9 protein-coding genes, 1 tRNA gene and 1 rRNA gene are annotated in these 17,308 nt (G+C 71.4%); 1 reads left to right on the top strand and 10 read right to left on the bottom strand.

Annotated features, from left to right (window positions below; translation table 11 throughout):
* Positions 1-75 precede the first annotated feature (75 nt).
* From ACIGO8_RS24175 to ACIGO8_RS24140, 8 genes are all read right to left on the bottom strand, one after another.
* Positions 76-459, bottom strand: coding sequence for a helix-turn-helix domain-containing protein (locus ACIGO8_RS24175; RefSeq protein ID WP_019889909.1), 384 nt, complete (start codon positions 457-459; stop codon positions 76-78).
* A 109-nt stretch (positions 460-568) separates the two neighbouring features.
* Positions 569-1,111, bottom strand: coding sequence for a CinA family protein (locus ACIGO8_RS24170; protein WP_399734322.1), 543 nt, complete (start codon positions 1,109-1,111; stop codon positions 569-571).
* Positions 1,108-1,938 (bottom strand): CDP-diacylglycerol--glycerol-3-phosphate 3-phosphatidyltransferase, encoded by an 831-nt coding sequence (gene pgsA, locus ACIGO8_RS24165; protein ID WP_399734320.1) that lies wholly within the window; start codon positions 1,936-1,938, stop codon positions 1,108-1,110. The genes ACIGO8_RS24170 and pgsA overlap by 4 nt, the downstream gene beginning before the upstream one ends.
* The gene (gene rimO, locus ACIGO8_RS24160) at positions 1,935-3,479 is read right to left on the bottom strand and encodes a 30S ribosomal protein S12 methylthiotransferase RimO (protein WP_399734317.1); all 1,545 of its coding nucleotides are present in this window, start codon (positions 3,477-3,479) and stop codon (positions 1,935-1,937) included. Before rimO ends, pgsA begins: the two co-directional genes overlap by 4 nt.
* An 83-nt stretch (positions 3,480-3,562) precedes the next feature.
* Positions 3,563-4,402 carry a helix-turn-helix domain-containing protein gene (locus tag ACIGO8_RS24155; RefSeq protein WP_399734314.1) on the bottom strand — a complete coding sequence of 280 codons (840 nt, stop codon included), beginning with the start codon at positions 4,400-4,402 and terminating at the stop codon, positions 3,563-3,565.
* A 303-nt stretch (positions 4,403-4,705) separates the two neighbouring features.
* Entirely contained in the window at positions 4,706-7,561 is a 2,856-nt protein-coding gene (locus tag ACIGO8_RS24150; protein ID WP_399734312.1) for a DNA translocase FtsK, read from the bottom strand.
* Positions 7,562-7,688: 127 nt separating this feature from the next.
* Complete coding sequence (locus ACIGO8_RS24145) at positions 7,689-8,363, bottom strand: two-component system response regulator (RefSeq protein WP_399734309.1); 675 nt, start codon at positions 8,361-8,363, stop codon at positions 7,689-7,691.
* A gap of 265 nt (positions 8,364-8,628) precedes the next feature.
* A complete protein-coding gene (locus ACIGO8_RS24140) occupies positions 8,629-14,100 on the bottom strand; it encodes a HAMP domain-containing protein (RefSeq protein WP_399734306.1) in 5,472 nt (1,823 codons plus the stop codon).
* A 286-nt stretch (positions 14,101-14,386) separates the two neighbouring features.
* On the opposite strand from ACIGO8_RS24140, the gene ACIGO8_RS24135 reads away from it, so the two are divergent.
* Positions 14,387-17,038: a SpoIIE family protein phosphatase gene (locus ACIGO8_RS24135; protein ID WP_399734303.1), complete on the top strand. Its 2,652-nt coding sequence runs from the start codon at positions 14,387-14,389 to the stop codon at positions 17,036-17,038.
* 99 nt (positions 17,039-17,137) lie between these two features.
* On the opposite strand, the gene ACIGO8_RS24130 is transcribed toward ACIGO8_RS24135, so the two are convergent.
* Both ACIGO8_RS24130 and rrf read right to left on the bottom strand, forming a co-directional pair.
* Positions 17,138-17,210 (bottom strand) — tRNA-Thr (locus tag ACIGO8_RS24130).
* Positions 17,211-17,215: 5 nt separating this feature from the next.
* Positions 17,216-17,308 (bottom strand): 5S ribosomal RNA (rrf, locus tag ACIGO8_RS24125); the annotation flags it as partial.

Here is a 17,308-nt window from a genome sequence, read left to right as displayed (position 1 = left end):
CCCGAGCGGAAAGGAGAAAAGCCCCGGCCGGGCCCACGACGGGGCACCGACCGGGGCTTGACCCCGTTTCGGTTCTCAGGCGGCGACGACGTCCACGGCCTCGGCGGGCGCCTTGATGGTCACCCGCTCGGTGGGCACACCGGCCACCGACGTCACCGACACCGAATTGAGCATCGGTCGCACCGGCGCCGGCACCGGTTCGCTCGCCGCTGCCGACTCGGCCAGTTCGGCCAGCGACAGCTCGTCGCTCACTTCACGCATGAGCTCGGACATCCGTACGTCCAGCGCGTCGCAGATCGCGGAGAGCAGCTCGGAGGAAGCCTCCTTCTGCCCCCGCTCCACCTCGGAGAGATAGCCGAGTGAGACTCGGGCGGACGAGGAGACTTCGCGCAGAGTACGGCCCTGGCGCTGGCGCTGCCGACGCAGCACGTCACCCAACAGGCGACGGAGCAGAATCATCGGTGGCTCCCTCCTCGGACCGCGTAGCCGCATCCTTCACGCCCCACCGTACCGCCTCGCGCCGCGGCCGTGCGGGGAGCGATGTCGTGTTCACTCATGGCTGCAAACATCAATCTCCCCCGTTCTGTTCCGTATCCTGTGCCCGCGCATTTTCCGAGTGTTCGTCGCCGAGCAGTTCACCCAGCAATTCGAGCACGCTCCGTACACTCTCTCTACGGATTTCCGCTCGGTCGCCGTTCAACCTCAACGCGGCCACCTTCCCCGCCCCGGCGGCTCCGGACTCCGGCCCCGGCGGACCGGCGACGGCCACGTACACCGTCCCCACCGGCTGCCCGTCCTGCGGCTCGGGCCCCGCCACACCGGTGGTCGAGACGCCCCAGTCGGCGCCGAGCCGGTCGCGTACACCGGCCGCCATCTGCAGCGCCACCTCCGGGTCGACCGCCCCGCGCTCCGCGAGCAGGGCCCCGTCGACGCCGAGCAGTCGCTCCTTGAGGGCCGTGGCGTAGGCCGTGACGGAGCCGCGGAAGGACGCCGAGGCTCCGGGCACTCCGGTGAGCTCCGCGGCCACCAGACCGCCCGTGAGGGACTCCGCGACGGCCAGCGTGTGACCACGCTCCGCGAGCAGCTCCAGCACCCGGGCGGCCTCGTTCATCGCGCGTCGGCCCCCGAGCCCGTCGCTCCCGGCCTCGGCGCCCCCGAGGCCGTCGCTCCCGAGGCCGTCGCCTCCGTGCGCTCCGGCCGCGCCCCGGCCTCCGCCGGCGCCGCTGCGGCCTCCGCCTGGGCCAGGGCGTCCGGCTGCGGCTCCGGCCGCGCCGGAGCGGCGCCGGCGGCCTCCGCGCGCTCCGCCGCGAGTCCCCGGCGGCGCAGCACGACGGCCTGTCGCACATAGTCCAGACCGGTGACGACCGTCAGCACGACGGCGACCGCCATCACCCAGAAGCGGAAGGTGGCGAGTGGACCGGTGAGCGCGAGCACGTACATGCCCACCGCCGTGCCCTGCGCCAGCGTCTTCATCTTGCCGCCGCGGCTGGCCGGAATGACCCCGTGCCGGATCACCCAGAACCGCATCAGCGTGATCCCGAGCTCACGCGCGAGGATCACTCCCGTCACCCACCACGGCAGGTCGCCGAGCGAGGACAGACAGATCAGACCGGCCGCCATGATCGCCTTGTCGGCGATCGGGTCGGCGATCTTCCCGAAGTCCGTGACCAGGTTGTACGCCCGGGCCAGGTGCCCGTCGAAGACGTCCGTGATCATGGCCACCGCGAACGCCGCCCACGCCCAGGCGCGCCACACCGGGTCGTGTCCGCCGTCCTGGAGCAGCAGCACCACGAAGCCCGGCACGAGCACGAGCCGGATCATGGTCAGGATGTTTGCGATGTTCCACAGGCTGGCCTGGTTGACGGCCGCAGTGCCCAGCTTGCCGCGGGGCGCCGGCCTACCGGTCCCGCCCGTCGCGGATGCCGGGACTCCGGTCATCTGCCCGCCTCCTCGAAGAGACACTCGGCCACCAGGTCGACGCCCTCGGTGTCGACGACCTTGGCCCTGACCATACGGCCCGGGGCCAGGTCGAGGCCCTCGGCCGAGTCCGCAGGCAGGAGCACCTGGCCGTCGGTCTCGGGCGCCTGGTGCGCGGCCCGGCCGATCCAGCCGTCCTCCTCCTCGTCGAAGGACTCGACCAGTACTTCCAGGGTCTCGCCGATCCGCTCTTCCGCGCGCTGGGCGGTCAGCTCCTCGGCGAGCCGGGACAGGTGGGCGAGGCGGGCGTCGACCACGTCCTGGTCGAGCTTGTGCTCGTAGCCGGCGGCCTCGGTGCCGTCCTCGTCGGAGTAGCCGAAGACGCCGATGGCGTCGAGGCGGGCGTGGGTGACGAAGCGTTCCAGCTCGGCGAAGTCCGCCTCCGTCTCGCCGGGGAAGCCGACGATGAAGTTGGAGCGGGCGCCGGCGGTCGGAGCCTTGCTGCGGATGGTCTCCAGGAGCTCCAGGAAGCGGTCGGTGTCGCCGAAGCGGCGCATCGCCCGCAGCACGTCCGGGGCGCTGTGCTGGAAGGACAGGTCGAAGTAGGGCACGACCTTCTCGGTCGAGGTGAGCACGTCGATCAGGCCGGGGCGCATTTCGGCGGGCTGGAGGTAGCTGACCCGGACGCGCTCGATGCCGTCGACGGCCGCGAGCTCGGGCAGCAGGCTCTCCAGGAGGCGGATGTCGCCGAGGTCCTTGCCGTAGGAGGTGTTGTTCTCGGAGACCAGCATGACCTCCTTGACGCCCTGCTCGGCGAGCCAGCGGGTCTCGTTGAGCACGTCCGAGGGGCGGCGCGAGACGAAGGAGCCGCGGAAGGACGGGATGGCGCAGAAGGAGCAGCGCCGGTCGCAGCCGGAGGCCAGCTTCACGGAGGCGACGGGGCTGGTGTCCAGGCGGCGGCGCAGCGGCGCGCGCGGCCCGGAGGCGGGCGCGAGGCCCTCGGGGAGGTCCGTCAGGTCGGCGGCCTCGTCCTCGGGCGCCACGGGCGCTGCGGGCGCCACGGCGCCGGAGGCGGCCTCCGTGGCGGCGTCGCCGTGTCCGGGCAGGGCCACGGTCGCGGCCGCCTTCTGGCGCTCCACCGGGGACAGCGGCAGCAGCTTGCGCCGGTCGCGCGGGGTGTGGGCCTCGACGCTGCCACCGCTGAGGATGGTCTGGAGGCGGGTGGAGATGTCGGCGTAGTCGTCGAAGCCGAGCACGCCGTCGGCCTCGGGAAGGGCTTCGGCGAGCTCCTTGCCGTAGCGCTCGGCCATGCAGCCGACGGCGACGACGGCCTGGGTGCGGCCGTGGTCCTTCAGATCATTGGCTTCGAGGAGGGCGTCGACGGAGTCCTTCTTGGCGGCTTCGACGAAGCCACAGGTGTTGACGACGGCGACGTCTGCGTCCTCGGCGTTCTCGACGAGCTCCCAGCCGTCCGCTGCCAAGCGGCCTGCGAGCTCCTCCGAGTCCACCTCGTTACGGGCGCAGCCGAGAGTGACAAGGGCGACGGTACGGCGTTCGGGCATGGACTCAAGACTACTTCGTCCCGGCCGTACCTCCGTCGCGCAGGGTTCACCCGCGCGACGGCCGTCACATACGGTCGCGGCGGTCAGCCGGCCTGGGGGTCGCCCTTGGTGTAGGACAGGCGCTCGACCTGGCCGGACTCGAACGAGTCCTCGATCTTCTTGCCGTTGACGTAGAGCTCGATCGGCCCGGCGTTGCCGAGGATGAGGTCGATCCGCTCGTCGTCCTGGAAGGTCTTGGACTCGCCCGCGTTCAGGAGCCCGTCGAAGAGCAGCTTGCCGTCGTGGGCCTTGGCCGAGATCCAGCTCTTGTCGTCGGTCGCGGTCAGCTTGACGGTGACCTTGTCCTGCGGGACCGCCGCGATGGCGCTGTCGGACGGCGCGGGCTTGGGGTTCGGCCTGGCCGGCTTGGGCTTGGCGGGGGCGGCGGCGGACTTGGTGGCCGGGGCCGGGCCCTCGGCGACCGCGCCAGGGCCGGCCTGCCCGTCGGTCCCGTTGAACATCGTGAAGCCGACGAAGCCGACGACGGCCACGATCGCCGCGACCATGGCGGCGGTCCAGTTGGGCCGGCGGGGCTCGGGGCGGATGCGCTCCGCCTCGAACAGCGGTGCGGCGGGAGTGGGCGACGGGCGGCCGCCGTGCTCGGCGTCGTACTGCTCGACCAGCGGTGCCGGATCGAGCCCCACGGCGCGCGCGAGCGTGCGGATGTGCCCGCGGGCGTAGACGTCGCCGCCGCAGCGCGAGAAGTCGCCCTCCTCGATCGCGTGCACGATCGGGACGCGCACCCGGGTGGAGGCGCTGACCTCTTCGACGGTGAGACCGGCGGCGACACGGGCCTGCTGAAGGGCACGACCGATCGAATCCCGGTCATCTGCCGGGAAGTTCCGGTCGTCTTCGGGGGATTCGGGGGAGTTGCCGATGGACACGAGAGCGCCTTTCGAGCGTGTAGCCACCTGCTGGACGTTCAGTCTATGGGTGGTACGAAAGGGTGGGGCAACCGGGCGGGCGTCGTTTGTACGCCATGAGGCTGGGACATGGTGCTGTCCCTCCCTCCAACTTGACGTACGGCCAAGGGAAACGGTTGCCCTGGTTCCCTTACGAGTGAGTCTCGGCCGGGTCTCGTTACGGCAGCCACCCGCCGCCGGAGGCCCGCGGTCGCCCACCGCCGGGCGACCGCTCCCCCGCCCTCGCCGGACTCGGCCCAGGCTCTCGCGTCTCCGCCGGACGGCCTAGGCTCCCCCGTCCCCGCCCCGGATGACGTCGAGCACCGCGTCCAGCTCGTCCGGCTTGACCAGCACGTCCCGCGCCTTGGAACCCTCGCTCGGGCCCACGATGTTGCGCGACTCCATCAGGTCCATGAGCCGGCCGGCCTTCGCGAAGCCGACGCGCAGCTTGCGCTGGAGCATCGAGGTGGAGCCGAACTGGGTCGACACGACCAGCTCGGCGGCCTGGCACAGCAGGTCGAGGTCGTCGCCGATCTCCTCGTCGATCTCCTTCTTCTGCTTGGTGCCGACGGTGACGTCGTCCCGGAAGACGGGCGCCATCTGGTCCTTGCAGTGCTGGACGACGCCGGCGACCTCGTGCTCGGTGACGAAGGCGCCCTGCATGCGGACGGGCTTGTTGGCGCCCATCGGCAGGAAGAGCCCGTCGCCCTTGCCGATCAGTTTCTCGGCGCCGGGCTGGTCGAGGATGACCCGGCTGTCGGCGAGCGAGGAGGTGGCGAAGGCGAGCCTGGAGGGCACGTTCGCCTTGATCAGACCGGTGACGACGTCCACGGAGGGCCGCTGGGTGGCGAGCACCAGGTGGATGCCGGCGGCGCGGGCCAGCTGGGTGATGCGCACGATCGCGTCCTCGACGTCCCGGGGCGCGACCATCATCAGGTCGGCGAGCTCGTCGACGATCACCAGGAGGTACGGGTAGGTCTTGAGCTCGCGCTCGCTGCCCGGCGGCAGCTGCACCTTGCCGTCCCGGATCGCCTGGTTGAAGTCGTCGATGTGCCGGAAGCCGAAGGCGGCCAGGTCGTCGTAGCGCAGGTCCATCTCGCGCACCACCCACTGCAGGGCCTCGGCGGCCCGCTTCGGGTTGGTGATGATCGGCGTGATCAGGTGCGGGATGCCCTCGTACGCGGTGAGCTCGACCCGCTTGGGGTCGACGAGGACCATCCGGACGTCCTCCGGGGTCGCTCTTATCATCACCGAGGTGATCAGGCAGTTGATGCACGAGGACTTGCCGGATCCGGTGGCGCCGGCGACCAGGATGTGCGGCATCTTCGCCAGGTTGGCCATCACGTAGCCGCCCTCGACGTCCTTGCCGAGCGCCACCAGCATCGGGTGGTCGTCCTCCGCCGCCTCGGCCAGGCGCAGCACGTCGCCGAGCTTGACCATCTCGCGGTCGGTGTTCGGGATCTCGATGCCGACCGCGGACTTGCCCGGGATCGGCGAGATGATCCGCACGTCGGGGCTGGCCACGGCGTACGCGATGTTCTTGGTGAGCGCGATGATCTTCTCGACCTTGACGGCCGGGCCGAGCTCGACCTCGTACCGGGTGACCGTCGGGCCGCGGGTGAAGCCGGTGACGGCCGCGTCGACCTTGAACTCGGCGAAGACGTTGGTGAGCGACTCGACGACGGCGTCGTTGGCGGCGCTGCGGGTCTTGCCGGGGCCGCCGCGCTCCAGGAGGTCCATGGAGGGCAGGGCGTACGTGATGTCGCCGGCGAGCTGGAGCTGCTCGGCCCGCGGCGGCAGGTCGGTCGGCTGGGGCGCCGGCTTCGTCAGGTCGGGCACCGCGCCGGCCGGCCGCTCCTTGACGGCGCCGGCCGCGCCCCGGGCGGTCGGCACCCGGCCCTCCGGGGCCTCGCCGTCGGCCGTCGGGTCGGCCGCCGGGTCCGCGTCCTGGTCCGTCTCCGCCTCGCCGGCGGCCAGGGCGGCGGCCCGCTCGGCGGTGACGTCACGGGTCAGGTCGGCGACGAGCGGGGACGGCGGCATGCCGTTGAGGACGGCGCCGTCCAGCGCGGCGGCCGCGGCGGCGGCCACGTCGACCGGATCGAGCCCGCCGGTGTCGAAGGACGACGCGGACGGCGTACGACGGACCCGGCCGCGCCGCTCCAGGGCGGCGGCCTCGGCGCGGTCCGGGTCGTATCCGTCGGCGCCCGGACCGGCGCCGGGCGCGCGGCGCCGCGGCCTGGCCGGCCTCGGGCTCTCGTCGCGCCAGTCGTCGCCGTAGCCGTCCGGGGCCGCTTCCTCCTCGAGGTCGTAGGCCGGTTCGACGAGGCCGAGCCGGGCGCCGAGGGCGCGCAGCCGCTGCGGGATGGCGTTGACGGGCGTGGCGGTGACGACGAGCAGCCCGAAGATCGTCAGCAGCAGGAGCAGCGGCACGGCGAGGACCTCGCCCGTCATGAAGACGAGCGGCTTCGAGGCGGCCCAGCCGATCAGCCCGCCCGCGTCCTGCATGGCCTCGGTGCCGTCGTCCCGGCCGGGCGAGCCGCACGCGATGTGGACCTGCCCGAGCACGCCGATGACCAGCGCGGACAGACCGATGACGATCCGGCCGTTGGCCTCGGGCTTCTCCGGGTAGAGGATCAGCCGCACGCCGATCGCGCCGACCAGCAGCGGTACGAGCAGGTCGAGCCGTCCGAAGGCGCCGGTGACGAGCATCTCCACCAGGTCGCCGACGGGCCCGCGCAGATTCGACCAGGTGCCGGCGGCGACGACCAGGGCGACGCCGAGCAGGAGCAGCGCGAGTCCGTCCTTGCGGTGCGCCGGGTCGAGGCCCTTGGCGCCCCGCCCTATGCCCCGGAACATGGCGCCCACGCCGTGCGCGAGGCCGAGCCAGAGGCCGCGCACCAGCCGGTAGATCCCGCCGGTGGGCGACGGCGCGGGCCTCTTCGCCGCGGTCTTGCGCGCGGGCGCGCGCTTGGCGGGCGCGGCCTTCCTGGCCGGCGCCTTCTTCGCGGGAGGCTTCGCGGGGGACTTGGCGGCTGACGTGGCGGGCGCCGCTTTCTTCGCGGTGCCGGTCGTACGGCCGGCGCGCGGCTTCGCGGTGCCCGCCGTGCCCTGGGAACCCTTGCCGGACGTACGTGAGGCCATGATGCTGAGGTTACCTGCGTACACCGCCGGTGAAACAGCGCAACCGGCGCTCACCCGTTCGTGTCGTGCCCACGACGGCGGGAAACTGACGCCCGCTCACGGCCGGCGCCGGCGCGGTGACCCGGCGTCAGTTCTGCGAGGGCAGCGGCGGCACTCCGCCCGTGCCCGGCTCCAGCGCGTCGAGGGCCCGGCGCAGTCCGGTGAGCTTGCGCTCCAGATGCGCGGCGGTGGCGACGGCCGCCGCGTCCGCGGAGTCGTCGTCGAGCTGCTTGGACAGCGCCTCGGCCTGCTCCTCGACCGCCGCGAGCCGGGCGGACAGCTCGGCGAGCAGTCCGGCGGACTGGCTGCCCTGGCCGCCGTTGGCGCCGCCCTCCAGCTGGAGCCGGAGCAGCGCGGCCTGTTCGCGCAGCTGACAGTTCTTCATGTACAGGTCGACGAAGACCGAGACCTTCGCGCGCAGCACCCACGGGTCGAAGGGCTTCGAGATGTAGTCGACCGCGCCCGCCGCGTAACCGCGGAAGGTGTGGTGGGGCCCGTGGTTGATGGCGGTGAGGAAGATGATCGGGATGTCCCGGGTCCGCTCCCGCCGCTTGATGTGCGCCGCCGTCTCGAAACCGTCCATGCCGGGCATCTGGACGTCCAGCAGGATGACCGCGAAATCGTCCGTCAGCAGCGCCTTGAGCGCTTCCTCCCCGGACGATGCCCGCACCAGTGTCTGATCGAGCGCGGAGAGAATGGCCTCCAGCGCCAGCAGATTCTCCGGCCGGTCATCGACCAGGAGGATCTTGGCCTTCTGCACCATGCCCCGTCCTCCTCGCCCCGGCACTGTCTCCCGCCGGCTCCGCGAGCCGGGGGAAGCACCGGGCGCCGCCCCAGAAGACGACTCCCATGCGCCGTCCGTCCTTGTGCCGGTCATCGTAGCCGCACCCCGCCCGTCGCCACACCCTGTCACCGCATTGTCACGGAGCACGCAATCCGTGCCCCTCCTTCGAACGCGGTGGGAGACCAGAAGGTTCCCCGTCCGGCGGGCTCTCACACCCGTGTGGCGACGGCCCGTCATCGGCGTCTCAGCGGCCCTCGCCCCGCATCCACTGCTCCATCACCGTCAGCAGGTGATCGGGATCGACGGGCTTCGTCACGTAGTCCGACGCTCCCGACTCGATCGCCTTCTCCCGGTCGCCCTTCATCGCCTTGGCGGTCAGCGCGATGATCGGCAGCCCGGCGAACTGCGGCATCCGCCGGATCGCCGTCGTCGTCGCGTAACCGTCCATCTCCGGCATCATGATGTCCATCAGCACCACCGACACGTCGTCGTGCTGCTCCAGGACCTCGATGCCCTCCCGCCCGTTCTCCGCGTACAGCACCGCCAGACCGTGCTGCTCCAGCACGCTGGTCAGCGCGAACACGTTGCGGATGTCGTCGTCGACGATCAGCACCTTCTCGCCCGCGAAGGAGAAGACCGGACGCGGATCGGGCTCCGGTCGCTCCTCGCCGGCGGCGGACTGGCCGTCCTTGCCCGGCTGCCCGGGCAGCTGCGCCCGCTGCTCCACGCTCTTGCGGCGGTGCCGGAACAGCGCACCAGCACCGGACCTGGCCTCGGTGCGCACCGGGGCCGGCGCGAAGGGCAGCAGGCCCTCGCCCGTCTCCGCCTCGGTCCCGGAGTGGTCCTCCGGGTCCTGCTGGTCCTGGCCCTGGCCGCCGTACGCGGGCGCGGTCGGGTTCAGCGGCAGGTACAGCGTGAAGGTCGAGCCGCGGCCCGGCTCGCTCGCCGCGTAGATCTCGCCGCCCAGCAGCCGGGCGATCTCCCGGCTGATCGACAGACCGAGGCCGGTGCCGCCGTACTTGCGGCTGGTGGTGCCGTCGGCCTGCTTGAACGCCTCGAAGATCACCCGCATCTTGCCGGCCGCGATGCCGATGCCGGTGTCCGTCACCGAGAACGCGATCATCTCGGCCTCCGGGTCGCGCAGCGCCCCGGCCTCCAGGAGCTGCTCCCGGATCGACTGCGGCACGTCCGCGCCCGCCGGCCGGATCACCAGCTCCACGGCCCCGGTGTCGGTGAACTTCACCGCGTTCGACAGCAGGTTGCGCAGCACCTGCAGCAGCCGCTGCTCGTCGGTGTGCAGCGTCGCCGGCAGCTCCGGCGAGACCCGCACCGAGAAGTCCAGCCCCTTCTCCGCGGTCAGCGGCCGGAAGGTGGCCTCCACGTAGTCGACGAGCTGCACCAGCGCGATCCGGGTGGGCGAGACGTCCATCTTGCCCGCCTCCACCTTCGACAGGTCGAGGATGTCGTTGATCAGCTGGAGCAGGTCGGAGCCGGCCCCGTGGATGGTCTCGGCGAACTCGACCTGCTTGGGCGTCAGGTTCGTGTCGGCGTTGTCGGCGAGCAGCTTCGCCAGGATCAGCAGCGAGTTGAGCGGCGTGCGCAGCTCGTGCGACATGTTCGCCAGGAACTCGGACTTGTAGCGCATGGAGACCGCGAGCTGCTCGGCACGCTCCTCCAGGACCTGCCGGGCCTCCTCGATCTCGGTGTTCTTCACCTCGATGTCCCGGTTCTGACGGGCGAGCAGCTCCGCCTTGTCCTCCAGCTCCGCGTTGGAGTTCTGCAGCTCCTTCTGCCGGTGCTCCAGCTCCGCCGACCGCTCCCGCAGCTGCTCGGTGAGCTCCTGCGACTGCTGGAGCAGCACCTCGGTGCGGGTGTTGACGCTGATGGTGTTGACGGTGGTCGCGATGAGCTCGGCGATCTGGTTGAGGAAGTCCCGCTGGATCTGCGTGAACGGCTGGAAGGACGCCAGCTCGATCACACCCAGGACCCGGCCCTCGAACAGCACCGGCAGCACGATCACATGGGCCGGCGAGGCCTCGCCCAGACCGGAGGAGATCTTCAGATAGCCCGGCGGCACGTTGACCTGGATGGTCCGCTTCTCCTCCGCGGCCGTTCCGATGAGCGTCTCGCCCGGCCGGAACGACGTCGGCATGGAGCCGGCCGAGTAGCCGTAACTGCCGCGCATCCGCAGCTCGTACGAGCCCTCGCCCTCGCCCACCGGTTCGGCGTCGCTGTTGGCGGAGCCGGTCGGCATCGCCACGAAGAAGGCGCCGTGCTGCGCGGAGACCACCGGTGTCAGCTCGCTCATGATGAGCGAGGCGACGTCGTCGAGGTCACGACGGCCCTGCATCAGACCGGAGATACGGGCCAGGTTGCCCTTCAGCCAGTCCTGCTCGTCGTTGGCGAGCGTGGTGTCGCGCAGGTTCGCGATCATGGTGTTGATGTTGTCCTGCAGGGCCTGGATCTCACCGGCCGCGTCCACACCGTCGATCTTGACGTTGAGGTCGCCGCGGGTCACCGCGGTGGCGACGGCGGCGATGGCGCGCACCTGACGGGTCAGGTTCCCGGCCATCTCGTTCACCGACTCCGTCAGGTCCCACCAGGTGCCCTCCACGTCCCGCACCCGCGCCTGACCGCCCAGCTGCCCGTCCGTGCCCACCTCGCGGGCCACGCGCGTGACCTCCTCGGCGAAGTTCGACAGCTGGTCGACCATCGTGTTGATGGTGCTCTTCAGCTCCTGGATCTCGCCGCGCGCGTCGATGTCGATCTTCTTGGTGAGGTCGCCCTTGGCGATGGCGGTGGTGACGGCCGCGATCTGACGCACCTGGCCGGTCAGGTTGTCGGCCATCGAGTTCACCGACTCGGTCAGGTCCTTCCAGGTGCCCGAGACACCGGGCACCCGGGCCTGGCCGCCGAGGATGCCCTCGGTGCCCACCTCCCGGGCCACCCGGGTCACCTCGTCGGCGAACGAGGACAGGGTCGTCACCATCGTGTTGACGGTGTCGGCGAGCTCGGCGACCTCGCCCCGCGCCTCGACCGTGACCTTCTTCGTCAGGTCGCCGTTGGCGACGGCCGCGGAGACCCGGGAGATGTTCCGCACCTGACTGGTCAGGTTGTTGGCCATCAGGTTGACGTTGTCGCTCAGGTCCTTCCAGATGCCGGTCACGCCGCGCACCCGGGCCTGACCGCCGAGGATGCCCTCGGTGCCCACCTCACGGGCCACCCGGGTCACCTCGTCGGCGAAGTTCGACAGCTGGTCGACCATCGTGTTGACGGTCGTCACCAGCTCCAGGATCTCGCCCTTGGCGTCGACGGTGATCTTCTTCGACAGGTCACCGCGGGCGACCGCGGTGGTGACCTCGGCGATGTTCCGGACCTGGAAGGTCAGGTTGTTCGCCATGAAGTTCACCGACTGGGTCAGGTCCTTCCAGGTGCCGGAGACGCCCTGCACCTCGGCCTGACCGCCCAGGATGCCCTCCGTGCCCACCTCACGGGCCACCCGGGTCACCTGCTCGGCGAAGCTCGACAGCTGGTCCACCATCGTGTTGAGGGTGTTCTTCAGCTCCAGGATCTCGCCGCGCGCGTCCACGTCGATCTTCTGCGACAGGTCACCGCGCGCCACCGCGGTGGCGACCTGCGCGATGTTGCGCACCTGGGCCGTCAGGTTCCCGGCCATGCCGTTCACCGAGTCCGTCAGGTCCCGCCACACACCCGCGACGCCCGGCACCTGCGCCTGACCGCCCAGCCGGCCGTCGGTGCCCACCTCGCGGGCCACCCGGGTCACCTGGTCCGCGAACGCCGAGAGCTGGTCGACCATCGTGTTGATGGTGTTCTTCAGCTCCAGGATCTCGCCGCGCGCGTCCACGTCGATCTTCTGGCTCAGGTCGCCCCGGGCCACGGCCGTCGTCACCTGGGCGATCTGCCGTACCTGCGACGTCAGGTTGCCGGCCATGAAGTTCACCGAGTCGGTCAGCTCACGCCACCGGCCCGACACACCGTCCACCCGCGCCTGACCGCCGAGGCGGCCCTCGGTGCCCACGTCCCGCGCCATCCGCGTCACCTGGTCCGCGAACGACGACAGCTGCGACACCATCGTGTTGACGGTGTTCTTCAGCTCCAGCATCTCGCCGGCCACGTCCACCGTGACCTTCTGCGACAGATCACCGTTCGCCACCGCCGTGGTCACCTGCGCGATGTCCCGCACCTGACCCGTCAGGTTGCGGAACGCCGTGTTCACGGAGTCCGTGAGGTCCTTCCACGTGCCCGCCGCGCCCGGCACCTCGGCCTGGCCGCCGAGCAGACCCTCGACGCCGACCTCCCGCGCCACCCGGGTCACCTCGGAACCGAACGCGGACAGCTGGTCGACCATTGTGTTGACGGTGTTCTTCAGCTCCAGCATCTCGCCGGCCACGTCCACCGTGACCTTCTGCGACAGATCACCGTTCGCCACCGCCGTGGTCACCTGCGCGATGTCCCGCACCTGCGTGGTGATGTTCCGGAAGACGGTGTTGACCGAGTCGGTCAGGTCCTTCCACGTGCCCGCCGCGCCCGGCACCTGCGCCTGACCGCCGAGCAGACCCTGCGCGCCGACCTCGCCCGAGACACGGGTCACCTCGTCCGCGAACGTCCGCAGCGTCTCCGTCATCTGGTTGATCGTGTCCGCGAGCTGCGCGATCTCACCGCGCGCCGACACCCGCACCTTCTGCGACAGGTCGCCGTTGGCCACCGCCGTGGTGACCTCGGCGATACCCCTCACCTGATTGGTCAGGTTTCCCGCCATCGTGTTGACGGAATCCGTGAGGTCCTTCCACACACCGGCGACACCGGCCACCTCGGCCTGACCGCCCAGCTCGCCCTCCGTGCCCACCTCACGGGCCACCCGGGTCACCTCGGACGAGAACGACGACAGCTGGTCCACCATCCGGTTGACGGTGTTCTTCAGCTCCAGCATCTCGCCGGCCACGTTCGCCGTGACCTTCTGCGACAGATCACCGTTCGCCACCGCCGTCGTGACCAGTGCGATGTCCCGCACCTGCGCCGTCAGCCGGTTCGCCATGGTGTTGACCGAGTCCGTGAGGTCCTTCCACGAACCGGACATGCCGCGCACCTGGGCCTGACCGCCCAGAATGCCCTCCGTGCCCACCTCCAGGGCGACCCGGGTCACCTCGTCCGTGAACACCGACAGCTGGTCGACCAGGTTGTTCACCGTACGGGCGACCTTCAGGAACTCGCCCCGCAGCGGCCGCGTCAACCCGTCGACGCCCTCCGAGCGCAGCTCCATCCGCTGCCCCAGATCACCCTCGGCCACCGCCGAGAGCACCCGCCCGACCTCGGACACCGGCCGCGCCAGCTCGTCCACCAGCGCGTTCGCCGCCTCGACGGCCGCCGCCCAGGCGCCCTCACCGGCCCCGGTCTCCAGCCGCTCCGACAGCTTGCCCTCGCGGCCCACCACCCGGCGCACCCGCGAGAGCTCACCGGTCAGATGCGTCTGCCGGTCCGCGACCTCGTTGAAGACGGCGGCGATCTCCGCCATCGTCCCGTCGCCCGAGACCGTCAACCGCTTGCGGAAGTTCCCGTCCCGCATCGACACCAGAGCGGCCAGCAGCCGGTGCAGGGCAGCGGCGTCGACCTGCACCGTGCCCCCGCCGCCCCGGGACCGGCTGCCGCCCTTCGTCCGCGCGCCGCCACCGCGACGCGTCGTCGTGCCAGACTCCACCGTGTCCCTCCCGAAGGGGTCGACCGTACCGTTCGGTCCTCGCTACCAGCCTGCCCAGTCAGCCTGCCCAGTGTTTCACCGGGGCCGAACCAGGCCATAACAGTTCGGCAGCTTCGCACAACGTCCCCACGTCCGAGAGACGGAAACAGCGGGAACCGGCATCCGCTGGGACAGCGAAGGTAAGTAACCTGGCATCCGGCTGTCCAGCGCCCCGGTCGCCCGGCGGGGGCGGGACGGCGCGAACGAGCGCGAGACGAGCACGGACAGCGGGAGGGGCAGACCGACCATGGCAGAGCCGGGCGTCGAGACGCGTACGAGGAGTTCAGTGATCACCGCGCGGGCGGCTGCCAGTTTCGAACCCGTCGGACGGTCCGTCGCGACCGCCCGCGCCTTCGTCCGGGACACCCTCCAGGGCTGGGGCTACGGCGAGGTCGTCGACGACGCCGTCGTCCTCACCAGCGAACTCGTCACCAACGCCGTCATCCACGCCGGCACCGCCGCCGACGTCCTGTGCCTGCGCGGCGACGACGGCGTCCGCATCGAAGTCGCCGACCGCTACCCCGAGCGCGAGATCCCCGTCCAGCACGGACGGTCCATGGGCAGCCCCGACCGTGAGAACGGCCGGGGCCTTCTGCTGTGCGCCGCCCTCGCCTCCCGCTGGGGCGTCGACTACAGCCCCACCCGCAAACACGTCTGGTTCCACCTCGACCTGCCCGAGCGCCCCGTCGGCACCCGCTCCGCGGGCCCCGTCCTGCCCGACCCGCTCCTCCCGCTCGCCGACAGCCGCGTCCGCGTCGCCGTCGCCCAGATCGACGGCAGCGGCGCCATCACGGCCTGGAACGAGGACGCCGAGGAGCTGTTCGGTTACAGCTCCGAGCAGGTCACCGGCAAGCCGCTGGGCGACCTCGCCGCCTGGCCCCACACGCCCGGCATCGGCACCGGCCTCGCCGAGGCCCTCCGCCTCTCCCGCTGGGAAGGCAGCTACGGCATCCGCTGCGCCGACGGCCGCGTCATCCCCGTCTACGCCTCCCACCTGCGCGTCCGCGACGCCCAGGGCGAGCCGTCCACCGTCTGCCTCCTCGTCCGCGAACACGAGCGCGCCGTCCTCCAGACGCCGCAGCGCTCCGCGGGCTCCGACACCGGCGCCGACAGCCGCACCAGCGCCGACCCCTTCGAGGTCTTCATCGGCTCCCCGGCCCCCGACGACCTCGACGGCCTCCTCCAGCGCACCGTCGAACGCGCCCGCGACATGCTCGACGGCGACTCCGCCTTCCTGCTCCTCGCCACCGACGACGAGACCGAACTCGAGGTACGGGCCACCACGGGCCTGCCCTCCGCCCGCCAGCGCTTCGCCCGCGTCCCCGTCGAGACCGGCGCCAGCCGCTACGGCTCCGCCCGCATGCCCGCCGTCCACGAGGACCTGGCCGCCGTCCCCGGCGCCGTACCGCTCCTCGAGGGCACCGGCATGCGCTCGGTCGTCACGGTCCCGCTCAAGGTCGAGGGCCGCCTCACCGGCTCCCTCGGCGTCGCCGCCGAAGGCCCCAACCGCTACTCCAACGAGGAGGCCCTGCGCCTCCAGTTCGCCGCCGACCGCATCGCCCTGGCCGTCGAGTCCGCCCGCCTCGGCGAACTCGAACGCCTCCGCCGCGGCTCCCTCAGCTTCCTCGTCGAGGCCTCCGACCTGCTGGCCGGCACCCTCGACCGCGACCAGACCCTGGCCCTCATGGCCCAGATGACGGTCCCCACCCTGGCCACCTGGTGCGCCGTCTACACGATCGCCGACCAGGCCTCCGACCCGTACCTCTCCTACGTCCTGCACGAGGACGAGGACCTCATCGACGGCCTGAAGGCCCTGCTCTCGTCCATCTCACCGCCCGACCCGGTGCCCACTCCCGGCGCCCGCGTCTGGACCGCTCCCGGCGACGCAGCCCACCGCGCCGCGCTCGGCGCCTCCATGCGCGAGCTCGGCGGCCCCGGCAGCCCGGTGTCCTCGGGCATCAACACGACGCTCGCCACGGCGGCCGCCGTCGGCGGCGAGACCGTCGTCCTGCCGCTCGTCGCCCGCAACCGCGTCATCGGCATGCTCACCCTGGGCAAGCCCACCGACGACCACTTCCGCCAGGAGATCCTCGAACTCGCCGAGGACCTGTCCCGCCGGGCCGCCCTGGCCCTGGACAACGCCCGGCTCTACTCCGAGCGCGTGGCCATCAGCCAGTCCCTCCAGCGCAGCCTCCTGCCGCCCGGCCTCCCCGACATCCCCGGCGTCGAGGTCGACGTCATCTACCGCGCCGCGGGCGAGGGCAACGAGGTCGGCGGCGACTTCTACGACCTGTTCCCCATCCGGGACGGTACCTACGGCTTCGCCATCGGCGACGTCTGCGGCACGGGCCCCGAGGCCGCCGCCGTCACCGGCCTGGCCCGTCACGCCCTGCGCCTGCTGGCCCGCGAGGGCTTCGGCGGCCCGGCCGTCCTGGAGCGCCTGAACGCGGCCATCCTCGACGAGGGCGCCCGCAGCCGCTTCCTGACGCTGCTGTACGGCGAGCTGCGCCCGCAGGAGGACGGCTCGGCCGTCCTGAAGGTCGTCTGCGCCGGCCACCCGCTGCCGCTGCGCCTGAGCCAGGACGGCGTCGTCCGCCCGGCGGCCGACCCGCAGCCGCTCCTCGGCGTCATGGACGACCTGGAGCTGTACGAGCAGACGGTCACCCTGGACCCGGGCGACGTCCTGCTGTGCGTCACGGACGGCGTCACGGAACGCCGCGAGGGCACCCGCATGCTGGGCGACGACGGCCTCACGGAGGTCCTCAGGACCTGTACGGGCCTGACGGCCGGCGCGGTCGCCGCCCGCGTCCTGCGGGCCGTCGAGCGCTTCGCCCAGGAGCCCGCCTCCGACGACATGGCCATCCTGGCCCTCCGCATCCCGGAGCCCCACCACCAGTGAGGAGGCCGGCCCCTTCGGGGGCCGGCTTTCCCCGTGCCGGCTTCTTCCGGTCCGGAAACGCAAAAAGGCCCCCGCCAGATGGCGGGGGCCTTTTCTCTGAGCCCTTTAACGGAATCGAACCGTTGACCTTCTCCTTACCATGGAGACGCTCTGCCGACTGAGCTAAAAGGGCGGGTTGTTCGGCGGCGTCCTACTCTCCCACAGGGTCCCCCCTGCAGTACCATCGGCGCTGAAAGGCTTAGCTTCCGGGTTCGGAATGTAACCGGGCGT

Origin of the sequence: Streptomyces sp. NPDC053493, from assembly GCF_044544825.1 — a bacterium.
In the GTDB taxonomy this organism is placed as follows: Bacteria; Actinomycetota; Actinomycetes; order Streptomycetales; family Streptomycetaceae; genus Streptomyces.
The sequence above is the reverse complement of the archived record's forward strand: the minus strand, read 5'-3'. Positions and strand labels throughout refer to the sequence as shown.